Source organism: Pantoea sp. GM01 (genome assembly GCF_000282675.1).
Lineage (GTDB): Bacteria > Pseudomonadota > Gammaproteobacteria > Enterobacterales > Enterobacteriaceae > Pantoea > Pantoea nemavictus.
This window is the reverse complement of record NZ_AKIU01000017.1, coordinates 1-18,398: the sequence shown is the minus strand read 5'-3', so window position 1 is coordinate 18,398 and position 18,398 is coordinate 1. Positions and strand designations below refer to the sequence as shown.

Genomic DNA, 18,398 nt, shown 5'->3' with positions numbered 1-18,398 from the left:
AACTATGCAACTAAAACAAATTCAAGCGATTAACTGGAACCGCATCCAGGATGAGAAAGACCTCGAAGTGTGGAACCGTCTGACCAGCAACTTCTGGCTGCCGGAAAAAGTGCCGCTCTCCAACGATCTGCCTGCCTGGCAGTCGCTGGACCACCAGCAGCAGCAGCTGACGATTCGGGTATTTACCGGCTTGACGCTGCTCGACACCATCCAGAACGTGATCGGCGCCCCGGGCCTGATGGAAGATGCCATTACGCCACACGAAGAGGCGGTGCTATCGAACATCTCCTTTATGGAAGCGGTGCATGCGCGCTCGTACAGTTCGATTTTCTCCACGCTGTGTAATACCGCGGATGTCGATGCGGCCTATCGCTGGAGCGAAGAGAACGAAGCACTGCAAAACAAGGCGAAGATTGTGCTGGAGCACTATCGCGCCGAAGATCCGCTGAAGAAAAAAATCGCCAGCGTGTTCCTCGAATCGTTCCTGTTCTACTCCGGTTTCTGGCTACCGATGTATTGGTCGAGCCGAGGCAAGCTCACCAACACCGCCGACCTGATTCGTCTGATCATCCGTGACGAAGCAGTGCACGGCTATTACATCGGCTACAAGTACCAAAAAGCGCTGGAAAACGTCGATGCAGGCCGCCGCGAAGAGCTGCAGCAGTTCGCGATTGATTTACTGCTGGCGCTGTACGAAAACGAAGTGGTGTATACCGAAGCCTTGTACGGCGAAGTGGGCTGGGCGGAAGAGGTAAAAACCTTCCTGCACTACAACGCCAACAAAGCGCTGATGAACCTCGGCTACGAAGCGCTGTTCCCGGCGGAGCTGACCTCGGTGAATCCGGCGATTTTGTCCGCGCTATCGCCCAACGCCGATGAAAACCACGACTTCTTCTCAGGTTCCGGCTCCTCTTACGTTATGGGGAAAGCAGTAGAGACCGAAGACGAAGACTGGAACTTTTAATACGCGTCATACTTCGCACCACAGTTGCGTTGACTGCGCCCACTCTTCCCAGTCACATAGTGAACTATGCTCCTGGGTCGAGCGGGCTTGTCGCCTTGCTGTGACGCGAATTATTTAGCGTATTAATACAGGGATAAATATTTTTAACACCCAACTTTATTTCCTCTCATTTTAGTCATTTATTTCACTTATATTTCTTCATTTCGGATTGATTTTCGGCCACTCTGTACCAGAAACAGACCGAAACACGCATAAATTCACTTATCAAACGCAAAAAATTAATCCACGCGCATCCCTTGTGAGCACTGGAGATTTTAGCTATTCGTGCAGGCGCGCATCGGCGAATATCGCCATTCAGGGTTGTCAGATAATTTCACTATGCTAGGGTATAGGGCGCTTAAATTTAATCAGGACCACAACAAGAAATAGTTAAACATTTAACCGGGAAATTAATTACTGCATGGCAATTAAACTCGAAGTAAAGAATTTATATAAAGTATTTGGGGATAATCCCGAAAAGGCATTTAAGCTGATTGATAAAGGCGAAAGCAAAGAGAGTATTCTGGCGAAAACCGGTCTCTCTGTCGGCGTCAAGAATGCCAGTCTGGCCATTGAAGAAGGCGAGATCTTCGTCATCATGGGGCTTTCAGGTTCAGGTAAGTCCACCATGGTTCGCCTTCTCAATCGTCTGATCGAGCCCACCCGCGGCCAGGTAATCATAGACGGTGTCGATATTGCTAAAATATCGGATTCAGAACTGCGTGACGTCCGCAGAAATAAGATCAGCATGGTATTTCAATCCTTCGCGTTAATGCCGCACATGACGGTACTAAATAATGCCGCCTTTGGCATGGAATTAGCCAACGTGCCGTTGCAGGAGCGTCAGGAAAAAGCGCTGGAAGCGCTGCGTCAGGTTGGCCTGGATAATTATGCCCACTCCTATCCGGATGAACTTTCTGGCGGTATGCGTCAGCGCGTTGGATTAGCCCGCGCGTTGGCTATTAATCCCGATATTTTACTGATGGATGAAGCCTTCTCAGCACTCGATCCGCTGATTCGTACTGAAATGCAGGATGAGCTGGTAAAACTGCAGGCTAAGCATCAGCGTACCATCGTATTTATTTCTCATGACCTCGATGAAGCGATGCGTATTGGCGATCGCATTGCCATTATGCAAGGTGGCGAAGTCGTACAGGTCGGCACGCCGGATGAAATCCTTAATAATCCCGCCAACGATTATGTACGCACCTTCTTCCGTGGCGTCGATATCAGCCATGTATTTAGCGCCAAAGATATTGCCCGTCGCAGTGCGGGCTCGCTGATTCGTAAAGCCGCCGGTTTTGGTCCGCGATCGGCCATCAAGCTGTTGCAGGATGAAGATCGTGAATATGGCTATGTGCTGGAGAAACAGAAGTTTGTCGGCGTGGTGTCCACCGATTCGCTGAAAGCTGCGCTGGCAGCCGGTGAAGGGCTGGATAGCGCGCTGCTGGAGACGCCGTTAGCGGTTCCTGCCGATACCTCGCTGAACGATCTGCTCTCCCATGTGGCACAAGCGCCCTGCGCCGTGCCGGTGGTCAGTGAAGAGAATCAGTACGTCGGTATCATTTCGAAAAGCATGCTGTTGCGCGCTTTAGATCGTGAAGGAGCCTAATCATGAGTGAACAAACATCTAATCCGTGGGAAAGTGCCAGCCAAACTACCCAGCAACCGGCCACCTCCGATACCAGCGCCGCCGCCAGCAGCAGCGATCCCTGGGCAAGCGGCAGTGCTGCACCGGCTGATAGCGGTTCGGCTAGCGGCTCGGCCGATGCGTGGGGCGATCCCTCCGCGGCCAGCAGCGGTGGCCATGACGCCGCCAGCAATGCCGCCAGCAGCAGCGACTGGCTCAGCAGCGCACCCGCTCCCGCACCTGAACATTTCAACATCATGGACCCGTTCCATAAAACCTGGATTCCGCTCGACAGCTGGGTGACCGAAGGCATCGATTGGGTGGTGAGCCATTTCCGTCCGGTATTCCAGGGCATTCGTGTGCCGGTGGATTACATCCTCAGCGCCTTTCAGCAGTTACTGCTCGGCATGCCTGCGCCGGTGGCAATTGTGGTGTTTGCGCTGATTGCCTGGCAAATTGCCAGTCCAGCGATGGGGATTGCTACGCTGATCTCATTGATTGCGATTGGCGCGATCGGTGCCTGGTCGCAGGCGATGGTGACGCTGGCATTGGTGCTTACCGCCCTGTTCTTCTGCATTGTGATCGGCTTGCCGCTCGGCATCTGGCTGGCGCGCAGCGAACGTGCCGCACGCATTATCCGTCCGCTGCTGGATGCAATGCAGACCACTCCGGCCTTCGTTTATCTGGTGCCGATCGTGATGCTGTTTGGTATTGGCAACGTACCGGGCGTAGTGGTGACCATTATCTTTGCGCTGCCGCCGATTGTGCGTTTGACCATTCTCGGCATCAAGCAGGTGCCTGCTGATCTGATCGAAGCAAGTGAATCCTTCGGTGCCAGCCCGCGTCAGATGCTGTTTAAAGTGCAGCTGCCGTTGGCAATGCCGACCATCATGGCCGGCGTAAACCAGACGCTGATGCTGGCACTGTCGATGGTGGTGATCGCTTCAATGATTGCCGTTGGTGGCCTCGGCCAGATGGTACTGCGCGGTATTGGTCGCCTCGATATGGGGCTCGCCACCGTGGGCGGCGTAGGCATTGTTATCCTCGCCATCATCCTCGATCGCCTGACGCAGTCGATGGGCCGCGACAGCCGCAGCCGTGGCAGCCGCCACTGGTACAGCACGGGCCCGCTGGGTTTACTGCTCCGCCCTTTCAGTAAAAAAGCCTGATTTTAATGAGCGGTCCGCTGGGGCCGCTCGTCTCCGACGTAACACGTAAAATAAGGAATGACTATGCGCAAGACAGCTCTAATTGCTGCCGTCCTGACGACGTTCGCCGCGACGCACGTGTCCGCCGCCGACCTGCCCGGTAAAGGCATCACCGTTAAACCGACTCAGAGCACCATTTCTGAAGAGACCTTCCAGACGCTGCTGGTGAGCCGCGCGCTGGAGAAACTCGGCTATACCGTCGAGAAGCCAAGCGAGATTGATTACAACGTGGCGTACACCACCATCGCTGCTGGCGATGCCACTTTTATTGCCACCAACTGGAAACCGCTGCACGACGACATGTATAAAGCTGCGGGCGGCGATGCGAAATTTTATCGCCAGGGCACCTACGTCGGTGGCGCCGCACAGGGTTATCTCATTGATAAGAAAACCGCTGAGCAATATCACATCACCAATATCGAGCAGCTGAAAGATCCGAAGATCGCCAAACTGTTTGATACCAATGGCGATGGTAAAGCCGATTTGACCGGCTGTACGCCAGGCTGGGGCTGTGAAGCGGTGATTAACCATCAGATTGATGCTTATAAGCTGAGCAACACCGTAGAGCATAATCAAGGCAACTACTCGGCGATGATCGCCGATACCATCACACGCTTTAAGCAGGGCAAACCGGTGTTCTATTACACCTGGACGCCTTATTGGGTGAGCGACGTGCTGAAGCCGGGTAAAGATGTGGTGTGGCTGCAGGTGCCGTTCTCTTCTCTGCCAGGCGAGCAGAGCAAAGTTGATACCAAGCTGGCAAATGGCGCCAACTACGGCTTCCCGGTGAACACCATGCATATTGTGGCGAACAAAGCCTGGACCGAGAAGAACCCGGCCGCGGCGAAGCTGTTTGCTGAGATGAAGCTGCCCATTGGTGACATCAACGCCGAAAACGCGGCGATGCATGCCGGTCATGCTTCTGAAGCCGACATCAACGGACACGTCGACGGCTGGATTAAAGGCCATCAGGCGGAATTTGATAAATGGATTCAGGATGCAATAGCGGCAGCTAAGTAACCGCATTACATTAGCGTTAGTATTGTAGCGGCGCGATTTATCGCGCCGTTTTTCATCCTACCCATGGCACCCTGGCCACAAGCGCATGAGATTGCACCGCTACAGCAGGTTCCTGACTCGCCCTTTCCTTCCCTTGAATAACCTCTCGATAAGCGAAGCGTGCGCTATAGCGTACTGGTACGTCCTGTTAATTAACACACCAATGAAATAATTTTTTGGGTTATTATTACCCTCAAATGATTATCTCTCTCATCCTCACGCTCTGAATGCTTCCCGTTTGGCGATCGAATTCCATCATTATGGCTGGTATTCCTATGGCGCGAGCGTTGTTAAGATAATGTTAATCAAAGCATTGATTTACCTAGGCAAGATGCGCTGCAAAAGTGTTTAGAAATCGTAAAGGTCAGGCCAAACTGGTGAGCAATACTGTTCATTGATGATTGGCTTTGTTATGGTTAGCAGCGCAGTTATTCACCAGAGTTATTTTTTCTCGCGAAATTATTTATCTGTAAAAAGGTTTCCCGGGATGAATTGATGGCATCGGCCGCGCAGGTTTTCAGGCGGGATGTCAGGGCGAAATGCCCAGGGTTAAGGAACAACCTGGAATGTCAGATGTTGACAATGTGATCGTGCGAACAATCACCTGCGGAAAATATGACTACGCTTTATCTGTCACCATCATTACTATACCAGTTGCAACTAAGAGGTTTTTTTAAAAATGGAAAGTTCGTTTACTCCCATTGAACAGATGCTAAACATCCGTGCTAACCGCCATAAAGATTTTCCGCTGCAGGAGATCATTCTGACCCGCCTGTGCATGCACATGCAGGGAAAACTGCTGGATAATCGCAACAAAATGTTGAAGGCGCAGGGAATTAACGAGACCTTATTCATGGCGCTGATCACCCTTGATGCCCAGGAAAATCAGAGCATCCAGCCATCAGAATTGAGTTCTGCATTGGGCTCCTCACGCACTAACGCAACGCGTATCGCCGATGAGCTGGAGAAGCGCGGCTGGATTGAACGCCGTGAAAGCGAGAACGATCGCCGCTGCCTGCATCTGCACCTGACTGAAAAAGGCAACGAATTCTTGCGCCAGCTGCTGCCACCACAGCATCAGAGCCTGCAATATTTGTGGTCTTCGCTCTCCACTAATGAGCAGGATCAGCTGGAAACCATCACCCGTAAGTTACTTAACCGTCTCGATAAAATGGACGAAGATCAGGTTATCGCCTCCCTGTCACGTTAATAGCAAGAAGTGCGACACAATCACCTTCCGAAATCGCTATTTTAATCCCCTTTTATCCGGCCAGCGCTTAAGCGCTGGCTTTTTCGACTCGGGCAACCGTGTTGATGGATCAACACATCCCGACTAAATGGAAAACGTGGAGAACAACATGAGTGCGACAGCGGAAGCTCAAAGCCCGCAACAGCCAGCAAATAAAAAGAAGAAGCGCAAAGGTGTGCTGATCCTGCTGGCTATCGTGTTTGTCATTATTGGTGTTTCGTATCTGGCTTACTGGTATTTGGTGCTGCGCCACTTCCAGGAAACCGATGATGCGTATGTGGCGGGTAACCAGGTGCAGGTGATGGCACAGGTTTCTGGCAGCGTAAATAAAGTTTGGTTTGATAATACTGACAGGGTCAAAAAAGGTGACGTGTTGGTTTCGCTGGATAAAACCGATGCGCAGCAGGCGTTTGAAAAAGCGCAGACCGCATTGGCCACCAGCGTGCGTCAAACCCACCAGCTGATGATCAATGGTAAGCAGTATCAAGCCACGATCAAGCTGCAGCAAACCGCGCTGGATCAGGCTGAAGCTGACCTGAAACGCCGCGAGCCGCTGGGTGCCTCAAACCTGATTGGCCGCGAAGAGCTGCAACACTCGCGTGATGCCGTCGCCACCGCGAAAGCACAGTTGGATGTCGCCGTTCAGCAATACAATGCTAATCAGGCGATGATTCTCAACACATCGCTGGAAAATCAGCCTGCAGTTCAACAGAGCGCAGCTGAACTACGTGATGCCTGGCTGGCGCTGCAGCGCACCGACATCCGTAGCCCGATTGATGGCTTCATTTCACGTCGTAGCGTTCAGGTGGGGTCACAAATTTCCACCACCACACCGCTGTTGGCGGTGGTTCCAGCCACCAACCTTTGGATTGATGCCAACTTCAAAGAGACTCAGCTTTCTGGCGTACGTATCGGTCAATCCGCCACGGTGGTAAGTGATATTTACGGGGATGACGTGGAGTATCACGGCAAAGTGGTTGGACTGGATATGGGTACCGGTAGCGCCTTCTCGCTGCTGCCGGCACAGAACGCCACCGGTAACTGGATCAAAGTCGTGCAGCGTCTGCCAGTGCGTATCGAACTGGATCCGAAACAGGTTGCCGAGCATCCGCTGCGTATCGGCCTCTCCACGCTGGTGAAAGTTGATACGCAGAACAAAGAGGGGGCAACGCTGGCGAGTGTGGTGCGTCCGCAGGCCGCCTACGAAAGTAATGCGTTGGCAATCGACCTTGCGCCGGTTAACCAGCTGATTACTGACATCGTTCGTGCCAACGCTGACTAACGCCGTGGGAGGCTGTTGTGGCACAAAAACCGCTTGAAGGTGCGCCGTTAGTCCTGATGACCATCGCCCTGTCGCTGGCGACGTTTATGCAGGTACTCGACTCCACCATCGCTAACGTGGCGATTCCGACCATCGCCGGTAACCTCGGTGCCTCGAACTCACAAGGCACGTGGGTGATTACCTCTTTCGGGGTGGCGAATGCCATCTCGATCCCCATCACCGGCTGGCTGGCGAAACGCATCGGTGAAGTGAAGCTGTTTACCTGGTCGACTATCCTGTTTGTGCTGGCATCCTGGGCTTGCGGCATGTCCGAAAGCCTGGAGATGCTGATCTTCTTCCGCGTCATTCAGGGTGTGGTCGCAGGTCCGTTGATTCCGCTGTCGCAGAGTTTGTTGCTCAATAACTATCCACCGGCAAAGCGCAGTGTGGCGCTGTCGCTATGGGCGATGACGGTGATCGTGGCGCCGATCTGCGGTCCGATTCTCGGCGGCTGGATCAGCGATAACTATCACTGGGGCTGGATCTTCTTTATCAACGTACCCATTGGTTTGGTCGTGGTGTTACTGACGCTGCAAACTTTGCGCGGACGTGAGACCAAAACCGAGATCCGTCCGATCGATATGGTCGGCCTGGTGCTGCTGGTCGTCGGGATTGGCTCGCTGCAGGTGATGCTCGATCGCGGTAAAGAACTCGACTGGTTCAGCTCCACCGAAATCATTGTGCTCATGGTGGTCGCCGTAGTGGCGCTACTGGTGCTGCTGGTGTGGGAGCTGACCGACGATCACCCGATAGTCGATTTGTCGCTGTTCAAAATGCGCAACTTCACCATTGGCTGTTTGTCGATAAGTCTGGCGTATATGCTCTACTTCGGCTCGATAGTATTACTGCCGCAGCTGTTGCAGGAGGTATATGGCTACACCGCCACCTGGGCCGGATTGGCGTCAGCGCCGGTAGGTATTCTGCCGGTAATCCTGTCGCCGATTATTGGTCGCTTCGCACATAAGCTGGACATGCGTAAGCTGGTGACCTTCAGCTTTATCATGTATGCCGTCTGTTTCTACTGGCGCGCCTACACGTTTGAGCCGGGCATGGATTTTGGCGCATCGGCGTGGCCGCAGTTTATTCAGGGCTTTGCGGTGGCGTGCTTCTTTATGCCATTGACCACCATTACGCTGTCGGGCTTACCGCCGGAGCGCATGGCGGCAGCATCAAGCCTGTCGAACTTCGTGCGTACATTGGCCGGTTCTATCGGCACCTCGATCACCACCACCATGTGGAGTAATCGGGAATCGATGCATCATAGCTATTTGTCGGAGTCGGTGAATCCGTACAACGTCAATTCACAGCAGATGTACGACCAACTGGAAAGCATGGGGATGACCCAGCAGCAGGCATCGGCGTATATCGCACAGCAAATTACCAATCAGGGGCTGATTATCTCGGCGAATGAGATCTTCTGGGCGTCGGCGGGTGTGTTCTTGATCTTGCTGGTGCTGGTGTGGTTTGCGCGTCCCCCCTTCGGTGCCGGCAGTGGCGGCGGCGGTGCGCACTAAGCGATAAAACAAAAACGGGCCTTGCGGCCCGTTTTTTTATGCGTTCTGACGCCACCATTCGGCGAGCAGAATACCGGTTGCCACTGACACGTTGAGGCTTTCCACGTTGCCAGTACCGCCGATTGACAGGCTGAGATCACCCTGCTGGAAAGCGCTGTCGGACAGACCTTCACTCTCCTGGCCTAATACCAGCACCATTTTAGCCGGCAGTTCAGCTTTCGCTAATGGCGTACCTTCGTGACTGGAGGTGGTAACGATGGTGTAACCCGCTTTACGGAACGCTTCCAGGCCATCAGCAAAGCTTTCGCCGCTGATCGCCTGTACGTGCTCAGCGCCACCTTCGGCGGTACGAACTGCCGCACCCGATTCCAGCAGCGAAGCATCATTCACCAGCAAACCTTTCACACCGAAGTGCGCGCAGCTACGCATAATGCCGCCGAGGTTGTGCGGGTTGCTGACATCTTCCAGTGCCAGCACGCAATCTTTGGTCGATGCCTTTGTCAGCCACTCAGTAACCGGCATGCCCATACGTTTTTTAATGATGAAGCACACGCCGCCGTGGTGTTCAGTACCTGAAGCTTTGGTCAGCTCGGCATCTTCCACTACGTGATAGGCTTTACGGTTGGCCGCCAGCCAACGTAGGGTTTCACGGAAACGCGGCGTTACGCTCTGCACAAACCAGGCGCGCACGATGCTTTCCGGACGGCTCAGGAACAGCGCCTGACACGCATTTTCACCGTATACGCGCGTCTCTTCCTGACGCTGACGGCGAATCTGCTCGGGATCGATTACCGGCTTGTTGCTGGCTGCGTCATCCAGCTGGCTGTCATCAGCCACGGGTGGACGTGAAACGGTACGCCACGGTGAATCACCGAAGCTGCGGCTGTCGCCACCACGATCGTCGCGCTGACCAAAGCTGCGGCCACGCTCACTGTTACGTGCATCACGCGGGGCAGAACCACGACCGCCCGCTTCGCTGCGTGCGCCACGCGGTGCGCCGCTACGGCCACCCTCTTCATTAGTACGTGCACTGCGAGGACCAGAACGACGATTATCTTCCTGGCGCGCAGCAGGACGGCCGCCTTTGCCGGTACGGGGATTAGGCTTTTGACCACCCTCCTCATCACGTACATACATCACTTTTACCTTGCCGCTTTTGCCTTTAAATTCGTCGTTCATCTGTTCCTCCAGCATTGAGAGCGCGAAGATTACCTGATGTGTCGGTGCTTAGCTATCAACTATTGAACCTATTGGGCAATCCAGATTGAGCATAGCACTCAACCTTTTCATAATGTCCGGCAATCATCAGATTTACAGGTCCGGGTTGAGGTAAATATGAATACAGTCTGTGCCTCCTGTCAGGCAACTAATCGCGTGCCCGAGTCGCGTATTGCCGATGGAGCAAAATGTGGGCGTTGCGGCGGTGAGCTGTTTAACGGTGAAGTCGCCAACGCGACATCCGCCACGCTGGATAAATATCTGCAGGACGATCTGCCGGTAGTGATCGACTTCTGGGCACCGTGGTGCGGCCCGTGCGTAAACTTTGCGCCCGTATTTAAAGATGTCGCCGACGAGCGGCGCGGCAAGGTGCGTTTTGTGAAGGTAAACACGGAAGCGGAACCGGCGCTGAGCTCGCGTTTCCGCATTCGCAGCATTCCTACCATTATGCTGTTCAAGAACGGCGAGATGGTCGACATGCTGAATGGCGCCATGCCGAAAGCGCCGTTCAATGAATGGCTCGACGAATCGCTGTAAATCGCTGATGGCCAGCCGCGTGCTGGCCTTCCTTATGATTACCTTTCCCTTCTAATTCCATTACACTGACGTTTTTCCTCCTGCCAGCGAATCTATGTTTGAAAATGCCGTCCTGCGCTTACGTGCGCAACGTTTAGCACGCGCTACGCGCCCGTTTCTGGCGCGCGGTAATCGTGTCATACGTTGCCAGCGCTGTTTGCTACCGCAGAAAAATTGTCTGTGCGCGACCATCCAGCCACAGCAAGCGCGTAGCCGCTTTTGCCTGGTGATGTTCGATACCGAGCCGATGAAGCCAAGCAATACCGGCAGGCTGATTGCCGATGTGCTGCCAGATACGCAGGCGTTTGGCTGGTCACGTACCGAACTTGATCCAGCATTGCTGGCAGCGGTTAAAAATGAGCATTATCAGCCGCTGGTCGTGTTTCCTGCTGCTTATGCTGATGCCGATCGTGAAGTACTCACCCGCCCACCGCTCAGCGGTAAACCGCCGCTGTTTATCATGCTCGACGGTACCTGGACGGAGGCGCGTAAGATGTTTCGCAAAAGCCCGTGGCTGGATGCGCTGCCGGTGATGTCGCTCAACGTCTCCACTCCATCACGCTATACGCTGCGTGAAGCCCATGGTGAAGGTCAGCACTGCACTGCAGAAGTCGCCGCCGCGCTGCTGGAACAGACGGGCGATCTTGCCGCCGCCGCGGAACTGCAGCACTATTTCGCACGCTTCCGTCACGCTTATCTGGCGGGAAAGCCGCACCATCCCGTGCATAGCCTCGAAAATGTCCTTTAAGGATTTGCAGCTTTTGTAACCAGCCAGTTTGATTTATAGTCGCGCATCGCCATGGAGTTGGCCTTATATGCAAAGGATGCACGATGAAAATTTTCTGGCTGCTGATGCTGCTGCTCACCGGCTGCAGCACCGCCCCACAACCCGACCGCGCTTTTCCACCGCAGCTGCAATCTGCCAGCACCCGCCCAACCGCACTGATTTCAAGCAGCGCTTTGATGCCTGGCGATTTGTTGCTCTCATCCGCCACGTCACCACAATCGTGGGGAATTCGCCTGTTTACACTGACTGGCGTAAGCCATGCAGCGATTTATCTTGGCGATGAACAGGTCGCGGAAGCGGTTGGCAGCGGCGTTAAAATCATTCCGCTAAATCATGCTATTGATGAAAGCAATAGTCTGTTGGTGCTGCGCGTGCCCGGCATGACTAGCGAGCAGATGCTGCGCTTACGGGAGTTTGCCGATTTAAAGCAAGGCAAAAAATACAACTTCAAGGGCATTGTAATGTTTATGCCGTTTATGGTGTCACGCCGTCTGTGTGAACTGCCGCTCGTCAATGAAGAGGTTCGCAGTGCCTGCCTTACCGCAATGGCCCGCGTGCAGTTAGCTGATGTTGACGATCCTCAAGCCAATCGCTTCTTCTGTTCCGAATTTGTATTGGCGGGCTATCGTCACGCGGGTATTGAACTGTTGCAGGGGCAGGCCAATTGGGTCAGCCCGGCGGATTTACTGCATTTACGTGACGGCGATGTCTCTGCATGGCAGGCGCAGCAAAATATGCAGTATGTAGGCCATTTAAAACGCTGGAATTTAAAAGAGATCCTCGGCCTGCGATCGGCGAATCGGCAAGTGCGGTAAAAAGCGTTTACAATCATGCCAATCTTGATAGCAGGAGCGGATGATGAGCCAACGCGGACTGGAAGCGCTGTTACGACCTAAATCAATCGCGGTAATCGGTGCCTCGATTACACCGGGGCGCGCCGGCTACTTTATGATGCGTAATCTGCTGGCCGGCGGATTTAGCGGTCCGGTGTTGCCGGTGACGCCGAAGTACAAAGCGGTGAGCGGCGTGCTGGCCTGGCCCGATATCGCCAGCCTGCCCTTCGCGCCCGATCTCGCCATCATCTGCACCCACGCCAAACGTAATCTCGAACTGCTGCAACAGTTGGGTGAAAAAGGCTGCAAAGCCTGCATTATTCTTTCGGCACCGGCCAGTCAGCTGGAAGAGCTGAAAGCCTGTGCCAGCCAATGGCAAATCCGCCTGCTCGGCCCGAACAGCTTGGGTTTGCTGGCGCCATGGCAAGGGCTGAATGCCAGCTTCTCACCGGTGCCGATTGCGAAAGGACGTATTGCCTTTATTTCACAATCGGCTGCGGTCTCTAATACCATCCTGGATTGGGCGCAGCAGCGAAACCTCGGTTTCTCATGGTTTATCGCCTTGGGTGACAGCCTGGATATCGACGTCGATGACCTGTTAGATTTCCTCGCGCGCGACGGTAAAACCAGCGCCATTTTGCTGTATCTCGAACATCTGAGCGATGCGCGCCGCTTTGTTTCCGCCTCACGCAGCGCCTCACGCAATAAACCCATTCTGGTAATAAAAAGTGGTCGTAGCCATCAGGCGCAGGCGATGATCGGCACCCGTAGCGGATTGGATGCTGCCTGGGATGCGGCGATTCAACGCGCTGGTTTATTGCGCGTGCAGGATACGCACGAACTCTTTACGGCGGTAGAGTCGCTCAGCCATATGCGCCCCTTACGCGGCGATCGGCTGATGATTATCAGCAACGGCGCGGCACCGGCTGCGCTGGCGCTCGATGAGCTGTATGCGCGCAACGGCAAGCTGGCGACGCTGAATGATGAGACGTTACAGGCGCTGGCGGCGCTGCTGCCGGAAGGTGTCGGTCGCGGTAATCCGCTCGACTTAAAAGATGATGCAACACCGGCACGTTATGTGGCCTGCATTGAACGGCTGCTGGATAGCCATGAACTTGATGCGCTGATGATCATTCATGCGCCAAGTGCCGTATCGCCTTCCAGCGAAACCGCCGAGCAGATTATCGCTGCGGTTGCCAAACATCCGCGTGGCAAGCAGGTCACGCTACTGACTAACTGGTGCGGCGAATACTCCTCACAGGCTGCGCGGCGCGCCTTTACGCAAGCCGGCATTCCCACCTGGCGTACGCCTGAAGGTACCGTCACCGCATTTATGCATCAGGTGGAGTACCGTCGTAACCAGAAACAGCTGCGCGAGACGCCCGCCTTACCGCTTGGTTTGACGCAGAACAGCGCGCAAGCGCACCAGCTGATTCAACAGGCGCTGGATAAGGGCATCACCATGCTGGATACCCATGAAGTGCAGCCGGTGCTGCAGGCTTACGGTTTAGCAACGCTGCCGACCTGGATTGCCAGCGATAGCGCAGCCGCTGGCAAAATCGCCGATCAGATTGGCTATCCAGTGGCGCTCAAGCTGCGTTCACCGGACATTCCGCATAAATCTGAGGTGCAAGGCGTGATGCTTTATCTGCGAAGCGCTGCGGAAGTGGAACAAGCCGCTGAAGCCATTTTCGATCGCGTGCGCGAAACCCATCCACAGGCGCATATAGACGGCCTGCTGGTACAGAGTATGGCGAATCGTGCCGGCGCCCAGGAATTGCGTGTGGTCGTTGAACAGGATCCGCTGTTTGGTCCCATCATTCTGCTAGGCGAAGGCGGCGTGGAGTGGCAGCCGGATAAACAAGCCGCCGTGGCTTTACCGCCTTTGAATATGACGCTGGCACGTTATCTGGTGATTCAGGCGATGAAAAGCGGCAAAGTGCGCAGCCGTAGTGCGTTGAGGCCGCTGGATATCGCCGGACTTAGCCAGCTGCTGGTGCAGGTTTCCAACCTGGTGGTAGATTGCCCGGAGATTCAGCGACTGGATATTCACCCGCTGCTGGCGTCGGCCAATGAATTCACGCTGCTGGATGTCACGTTACAGCTGGCGCCGTTTGTTGGTGATAACGAAACACGCCTGGCGATCCGTCCTTATCCCCATCATCTGGAAGAGAAGGTGCAGTTGAAAGATGGGCAATTTTGCCTGTTTCGGCCGATCCTGCCAGAAGATGAACCGCAACTGCGCGCCTTTATCGCTCAGGTAACCAAAGAAGATCTTTACTATCGCTACTTCAGCGAAATCAATGAGTTCACCCATGAAGATTTGGCGAATATGACGCAAATCGATTATGACCGGGAAATGGCCATAGTTGCGGTCCGCCAGCGCAACGGCGTGGATGAGATTATCGGCGTGACGCGTGCGATTTCTGATGCCGATAATATCGACGCAGAATTTTCCGTTCTGGTGCGTTCTGATCTGAAAGGATTGGGCATGGGCAGGCGCCTGCTGGAGAAGATGATTCGGTATACGCGCGATCATGGCCTGCAACAATTGAACGGTATCACCATGCCACACAATACCGGCATGATCACGCTGGCTCGAAAACTCAATTTTCGCGTGAATATTCAACTGGATGATGGCATTGTCAGCCTGAATTTACCGCTGAGCGATGTCATCAGCTAACCTGTACAGAAAGGTAAAAATCCTGCTCTGTAGGCCGGTTGATGGTATTATTTAACGTTAGGATCATGATTTGATGGCAAAAGGCCATGCAATGAACAGAGAAGAAGTGCACTGTGATGTTGTCTAAATTTAAACGTAATAAACACCAACAACACCTCGCACAGCTGCCTAAACTGTCACAATCCGTGTCGGATCTGACGACGCTTTACTCGCCCGCCGAGTTTCGCGAAACCCTGCTGACGAAAATAGCCACGGCAGAAAAGCGTATCTGCATCACGGCGCTGTATCTGGAAAATGATGACGGCGGCCGGGGAATAATGCAGGCGCTGTACGCGGCGCGTCAGGCTCGTCCAGAGTTAGATGTCTGCATTCTGGTCGACTGGCATCGTGCGCAGCGTGGTCGTATTGGCGCCGCACGCGGCGTGACCAATGCTGATTGGTATTGCGAAATGGCGGCTCAGCATCCCGATATCGCCATCCCGGTTTATGGCATTCCGGTGAATACGCGTGAAGCGCTCGGCGTGCTGCATCTCAAAGGTTTCATCATTGATGATACGCTGCTCTACAGCGGTGCGAGCCTGAACGATGTTTATCTCCATCAGCATGATAAATATCGTTATGATCGCTATCAGTTGATCCGTAATCCGCAGCTGACCGATACCATGTATGCGTGGATCTGCGAAAATCTTAAAGAATCTGATGCGGTCAACCGCCTCGATAAGACTGAGCGCCCTTCCAGCCCGGAAATAAAGAACGAAACGCGTCAATTCCGTCAGGAGCTGCGCAGCTTTAATTATCAGTTCACGGGCAATGCAGACAATGAATCCCTTGCCGTCACCCCACTGGTTGGCTTGGGTAAACGCAGTCTGCTGAACAAAACCATCTTCCATTTGATGCCCTGCGCCGAGCGTAAGCTAACGCTGTGTACACCCTATTTCAACTTGCCGGCTATTCTGGTGCGCAATCTGATTCATTTACTGCGGCAGGGTAAGGAAGTGGAGATCATCATCGGCGATAAAACCGCCAATGACTTTTATATCCCGCCAGAACAGCCGTTCAAGATTATCGGTGCTTTGCCGTATCTTTATGAAATTAACCTGCGTCGCTTCCTTAGCCGTCTTCAGTATTACGTGAATAATGGTCAGCTGACCGTGCGCTTGTGGAAAGATGGCGAAAACAGTTATCACCTGAAAGGCATCTGGGTTGATGACGAATGGATGATGATTACCGGTAATAATCTCAATCCACGCGCGTGGCGACTTGATTTGGAAAACGCGGTGCTGATTCACGATCCTCGCAATGAGTTAGCTGAACAACGTGAGAAAGAGTTGGCGTTGATTCGTGAGCATACGTCCGTGGTGCAGCATTTCCGCGAGTTGGAAAGCATCTCAGATTATCCAGCTAAGGTACGTAAACTAATTCGCCGCCTGCGTCGTATCCGTATTGACCGATTGATTAGCCGTCTGCTCTAGCCGATGCGTGCGCTTATCCTCTGCGTGGTTTTGCTGTGTAGTGGATGCGCGCACGTTGCGCAGGATAACTGGACGGGCAAAGATAAGGCAGAACACTTCTTCTCATCTGCGGCGCTGGCCGCAGTAGGCAGCGAGATATCTCAACATCAGCATCAAAGCCGTGGGCAAAATTTGCGCTTCGGCTTTCTGATTTCATTAAGTTTTGGTGTGGGTAAAGAGTTATATGACAGCCGCTCAACGGGGAGCGGCTGGAGTTGGAAAGATCTTAGCTGGGATGTTGCCGGCGCTGCCAGCGGTATCGCGCTTTGGAATTTAAGCCAGTAACTACAGCGCAATCCCCTTCCCTTTTCGATGCAGCATAAGCGAGACCAGAAACGCCAATGCTCCCATCGCCGAGACATACCAGAAGAAACTGGTTTCAATGCCTTCCCGCTTCAGCAGTAGTGCCACGTACTCTGCAGAACCACCAAAAATCGCATTCGCGACCGCATAGGATAGCCCAACGCCCAGTGCGCGGACTTCTGGCGGGAACATTTCGGCCTTCAAAATGCCGCTGATGGCGGTATAGAAGCTGGTAATGATTAGCGCCAGCATAATTAATACAAATGCCAGCCAACTGCTCTGTACATTTTGCAGCAGCATCAGAATGGGGACGGTACAAATTGCTGCGCCAGCGCCAAAAATCATCATTGATGCGCGGCGGCCAATTTTGTCTGACAATGCGCCAACAATCGGCTGAATTAGCATGAATACCAATAATGCGCCGGTCATTAAGCCACTGGCGCTGCGGGCGTCCATTCCCGCGGTATTTACCAGGTATTTTTGCATATAAGTGGTGAAGGTATAGAAGCTGAGCGAACCGCCTGCAGTGAACCCTAGCACCATCAGAAAAGCACGCGAGTGATTACGCAGCAACCCCATAATACTGCCGGCATCTCGGTGTTCTCGGTGTTTTTTCTCTGATGTTTCATTGAGAGAACGACGCAACCACAGTGCAACGACAGCCAGGATAGCGCCGAGGAAGAATGGGATACGCCAGCCCCAGTTGCGGAGCTCTTCATCGCTAAGGATTTGTTGCAATACTACGACAGTCAGCACTGCCAGTAATTGACCACCAATTAACGTCACATACTGGAAAGAGGCGTAAAATCCTTTTCTTCCTTCCAGCGCCACTTCACTCATATAGGTGGCGCTCGTACCATACTCGCCACCAACCGATAAGCCCTGGAACATACGCGCCAGCAGGAGAATGACTGGGGCGGCTATTCCAATTTCGCTAAAGCCCGGTAAACAGGCGATGACTAACGACCCCAGACACATCATGCATACTGAGATCAACATTGAGGCTTTACGGCCGTGGCGATCGGCAATGTAGCCAAACAACCATCCACCGATCGGACGCATTAAAAAGCCCGCTGCAAAAACGCCCGCAGTTTGCAGCAGTTGCGTGGTGGTATCACCGCTAGGGAAGAAGACGTGGGCAAAATAGAGTGAGAAGAAAGAATAGACATAGAAATCAAACCATTCGACTAAATTGCCGGATGAAGCGCCAACAATCGCCCAGATGCGCTGTTTACTGTCGGCTGCTGCTTCAGATAGTGCCACTTTTTGTTGTTGTGAGTTTGTCATGCTTACCTCTTTTCCTTGCGAAGAATTAACGCCAAAGGATTTAGTAAAGCATCTATCTGCTACTTGCGGGGATTGTCGCTGCCTGTGGATGGAAAATTGTGACAAGGAGAGAATTTTGCAGAGGAGTTCTTTCAGTTTTTCAGTTAATTCGGGGATCTAATGAGCTCTTCAATTAGTAAAATTTACTGGACTCAAGACGTAAAAAAGCCCTGAACT

Annotated in this window: 15 protein-coding genes; 13 read left to right on the top strand and 2 right to left on the bottom strand. The window is 53.5% G+C overall.

Features of this window, described 5'->3' with window-relative positions; all coding sequences use genetic code 11:
• Nucleotides 1-4 precede the first annotated feature (4 nt).
• The 7 genes from nrdF (at nucleotide 5) to emrB (ending at nucleotide 8,984) form a co-directional block, all read left to right on the top strand.
• Nucleotides 5-964, top strand: coding sequence for a class 1b ribonucleoside-diphosphate reductase subunit beta (gene nrdF / locus PMI17_RS04005; protein ID WP_036620205.1), 960 nt, complete (start codon nucleotides 5-7; stop codon nucleotides 962-964).
• A gap of 460 nt (nucleotides 965-1,424) precedes the next feature.
• The gene (proV, locus tag PMI17_RS04000) at nucleotides 1,425-2,615 is read left to right on the top strand and encodes a glycine betaine/L-proline ABC transporter ATP-binding protein ProV (RefSeq protein ID WP_007886409.1); all 1,191 of its coding nucleotides are present in this window, start codon (nucleotides 1,425-1,427) and stop codon (nucleotides 2,613-2,615) included.
• A 2-nt stretch (nucleotides 2,616-2,617) separates the two neighbouring features.
• Nucleotides 2,618-3,802, top strand: a complete 1,185-nt coding sequence (gene proW, locus PMI17_RS03995) for a glycine betaine/L-proline ABC transporter permease ProW (protein WP_007886399.1) — start codon at nucleotides 2,618-2,620, stop codon at nucleotides 3,800-3,802.
• A gap of 63 nt (nucleotides 3,803-3,865) precedes the next feature.
• Entirely contained in the window at nucleotides 3,866-4,861 is a 996-nt protein-coding gene (gene proX / locus PMI17_RS03990; RefSeq protein ID WP_007886397.1) for a glycine betaine/L-proline ABC transporter substrate-binding protein ProX, read from the top strand.
• A 718-nt stretch (nucleotides 4,862-5,579) separates the two neighbouring features.
• Nucleotides 5,580-6,110 carry a transcriptional repressor MprA gene (gene mprA, locus PMI17_RS03985; RefSeq protein WP_007886395.1) on the top strand — a complete coding sequence of 177 codons (531 nt, stop codon included), beginning with the start codon at nucleotides 5,580-5,582 and terminating at the stop codon, nucleotides 6,108-6,110.
• Between the two features lie 148 nt (nucleotides 6,111-6,258).
• The gene (gene emrA / locus PMI17_RS03980; protein ID WP_007886393.1) at nucleotides 6,259-7,431 is read left to right on the top strand and encodes a multidrug efflux MFS transporter periplasmic adaptor subunit EmrA; all 1,173 of its coding nucleotides are present in this window, start codon (nucleotides 6,259-6,261) and stop codon (nucleotides 7,429-7,431) included.
• A 17-nt stretch (nucleotides 7,432-7,448) separates the two neighbouring features.
• Complete coding sequence (gene emrB, locus PMI17_RS03975; protein ID WP_007886391.1) at nucleotides 7,449-8,984, top strand: multidrug efflux MFS transporter permease subunit EmrB; 1,536 nt, start codon at nucleotides 7,449-7,451, stop codon at nucleotides 8,982-8,984.
• A gap of 36 nt (nucleotides 8,985-9,020) precedes the next feature.
• On the opposite strand, the gene PMI17_RS03970 is transcribed toward emrB, so the two are convergent.
• The gene (locus tag PMI17_RS03970) at nucleotides 9,021-10,163 is read right to left on the bottom strand and encodes a tRNA/rRNA methyltransferase (RefSeq protein ID WP_007886389.1); all 1,143 of its coding nucleotides are present in this window, start codon (nucleotides 10,161-10,163) and stop codon (nucleotides 9,021-9,023) included.
• 156 nt (nucleotides 10,164-10,319) lie between these two features.
• Here PMI17_RS03970 and trxC point away from each other — a divergent pair, with 156 nt between their 5' ends.
• The 6 genes from trxC (at nucleotide 10,320) to PMI17_RS03940 (ending at nucleotide 16,877) form a co-directional block, all read left to right on the top strand.
• On the top strand, nucleotides 10,320-10,739 hold the full coding sequence (trxC, locus tag PMI17_RS03965) for a thioredoxin TrxC (RefSeq protein WP_007886387.1): 420 nt from the start codon (nucleotides 10,320-10,322) through the stop codon (nucleotides 10,737-10,739).
• 94 nt (nucleotides 10,740-10,833) lie between these two features.
• The gene (locus PMI17_RS03960; protein ID WP_007886386.1) at nucleotides 10,834-11,526 is read left to right on the top strand and encodes a tRNA-uridine aminocarboxypropyltransferase; all 693 of its coding nucleotides are present in this window, start codon (nucleotides 10,834-10,836) and stop codon (nucleotides 11,524-11,526) included.
• A gap of 83 nt (nucleotides 11,527-11,609) precedes the next feature.
• Nucleotides 11,610-12,380 (top strand): YaeF family permuted papain-like enzyme, encoded by a 771-nt coding sequence (locus PMI17_RS03955; protein WP_007886384.1) that lies wholly within the window; start codon nucleotides 11,610-11,612, stop codon nucleotides 12,378-12,380.
• 43 nt (nucleotides 12,381-12,423) lie between these two features.
• Nucleotides 12,424-15,081: a bifunctional acetate--CoA ligase family protein/GNAT family N-acetyltransferase gene (locus tag PMI17_RS03950; protein WP_007886382.1), complete on the top strand. Its 2,658-nt coding sequence runs from the start codon at nucleotides 12,424-12,426 to the stop codon at nucleotides 15,079-15,081.
• Nucleotides 15,082-15,197: 116 nt separating this feature from the next.
• Nucleotides 15,198-16,553: a CDP-diacylglycerol--serine O-phosphatidyltransferase gene (gene pssA, locus PMI17_RS03945; protein WP_007886380.1), complete on the top strand. Its 1,356-nt coding sequence runs from the start codon at nucleotides 15,198-15,200 to the stop codon at nucleotides 16,551-16,553.
• Between the two features lie 3 nt (nucleotides 16,554-16,556).
• Nucleotides 16,557-16,877: a YfiM family lipoprotein gene (locus PMI17_RS03940; protein ID WP_007886363.1), complete on the top strand. Its 321-nt coding sequence runs from the start codon at nucleotides 16,557-16,559 to the stop codon at nucleotides 16,875-16,877.
• Here PMI17_RS03940 and PMI17_RS03935 read toward each other — a convergent pair whose 3' ends face one another.
• Nucleotides 16,878-18,182 (bottom strand): MFS family transporter, encoded by a 1,305-nt coding sequence (locus tag PMI17_RS03935; RefSeq protein ID WP_007886361.1) that lies wholly within the window; start codon nucleotides 18,180-18,182, stop codon nucleotides 16,878-16,880.
• Between the last annotated feature and the right edge of the window lie 216 nt (nucleotides 18,183-18,398).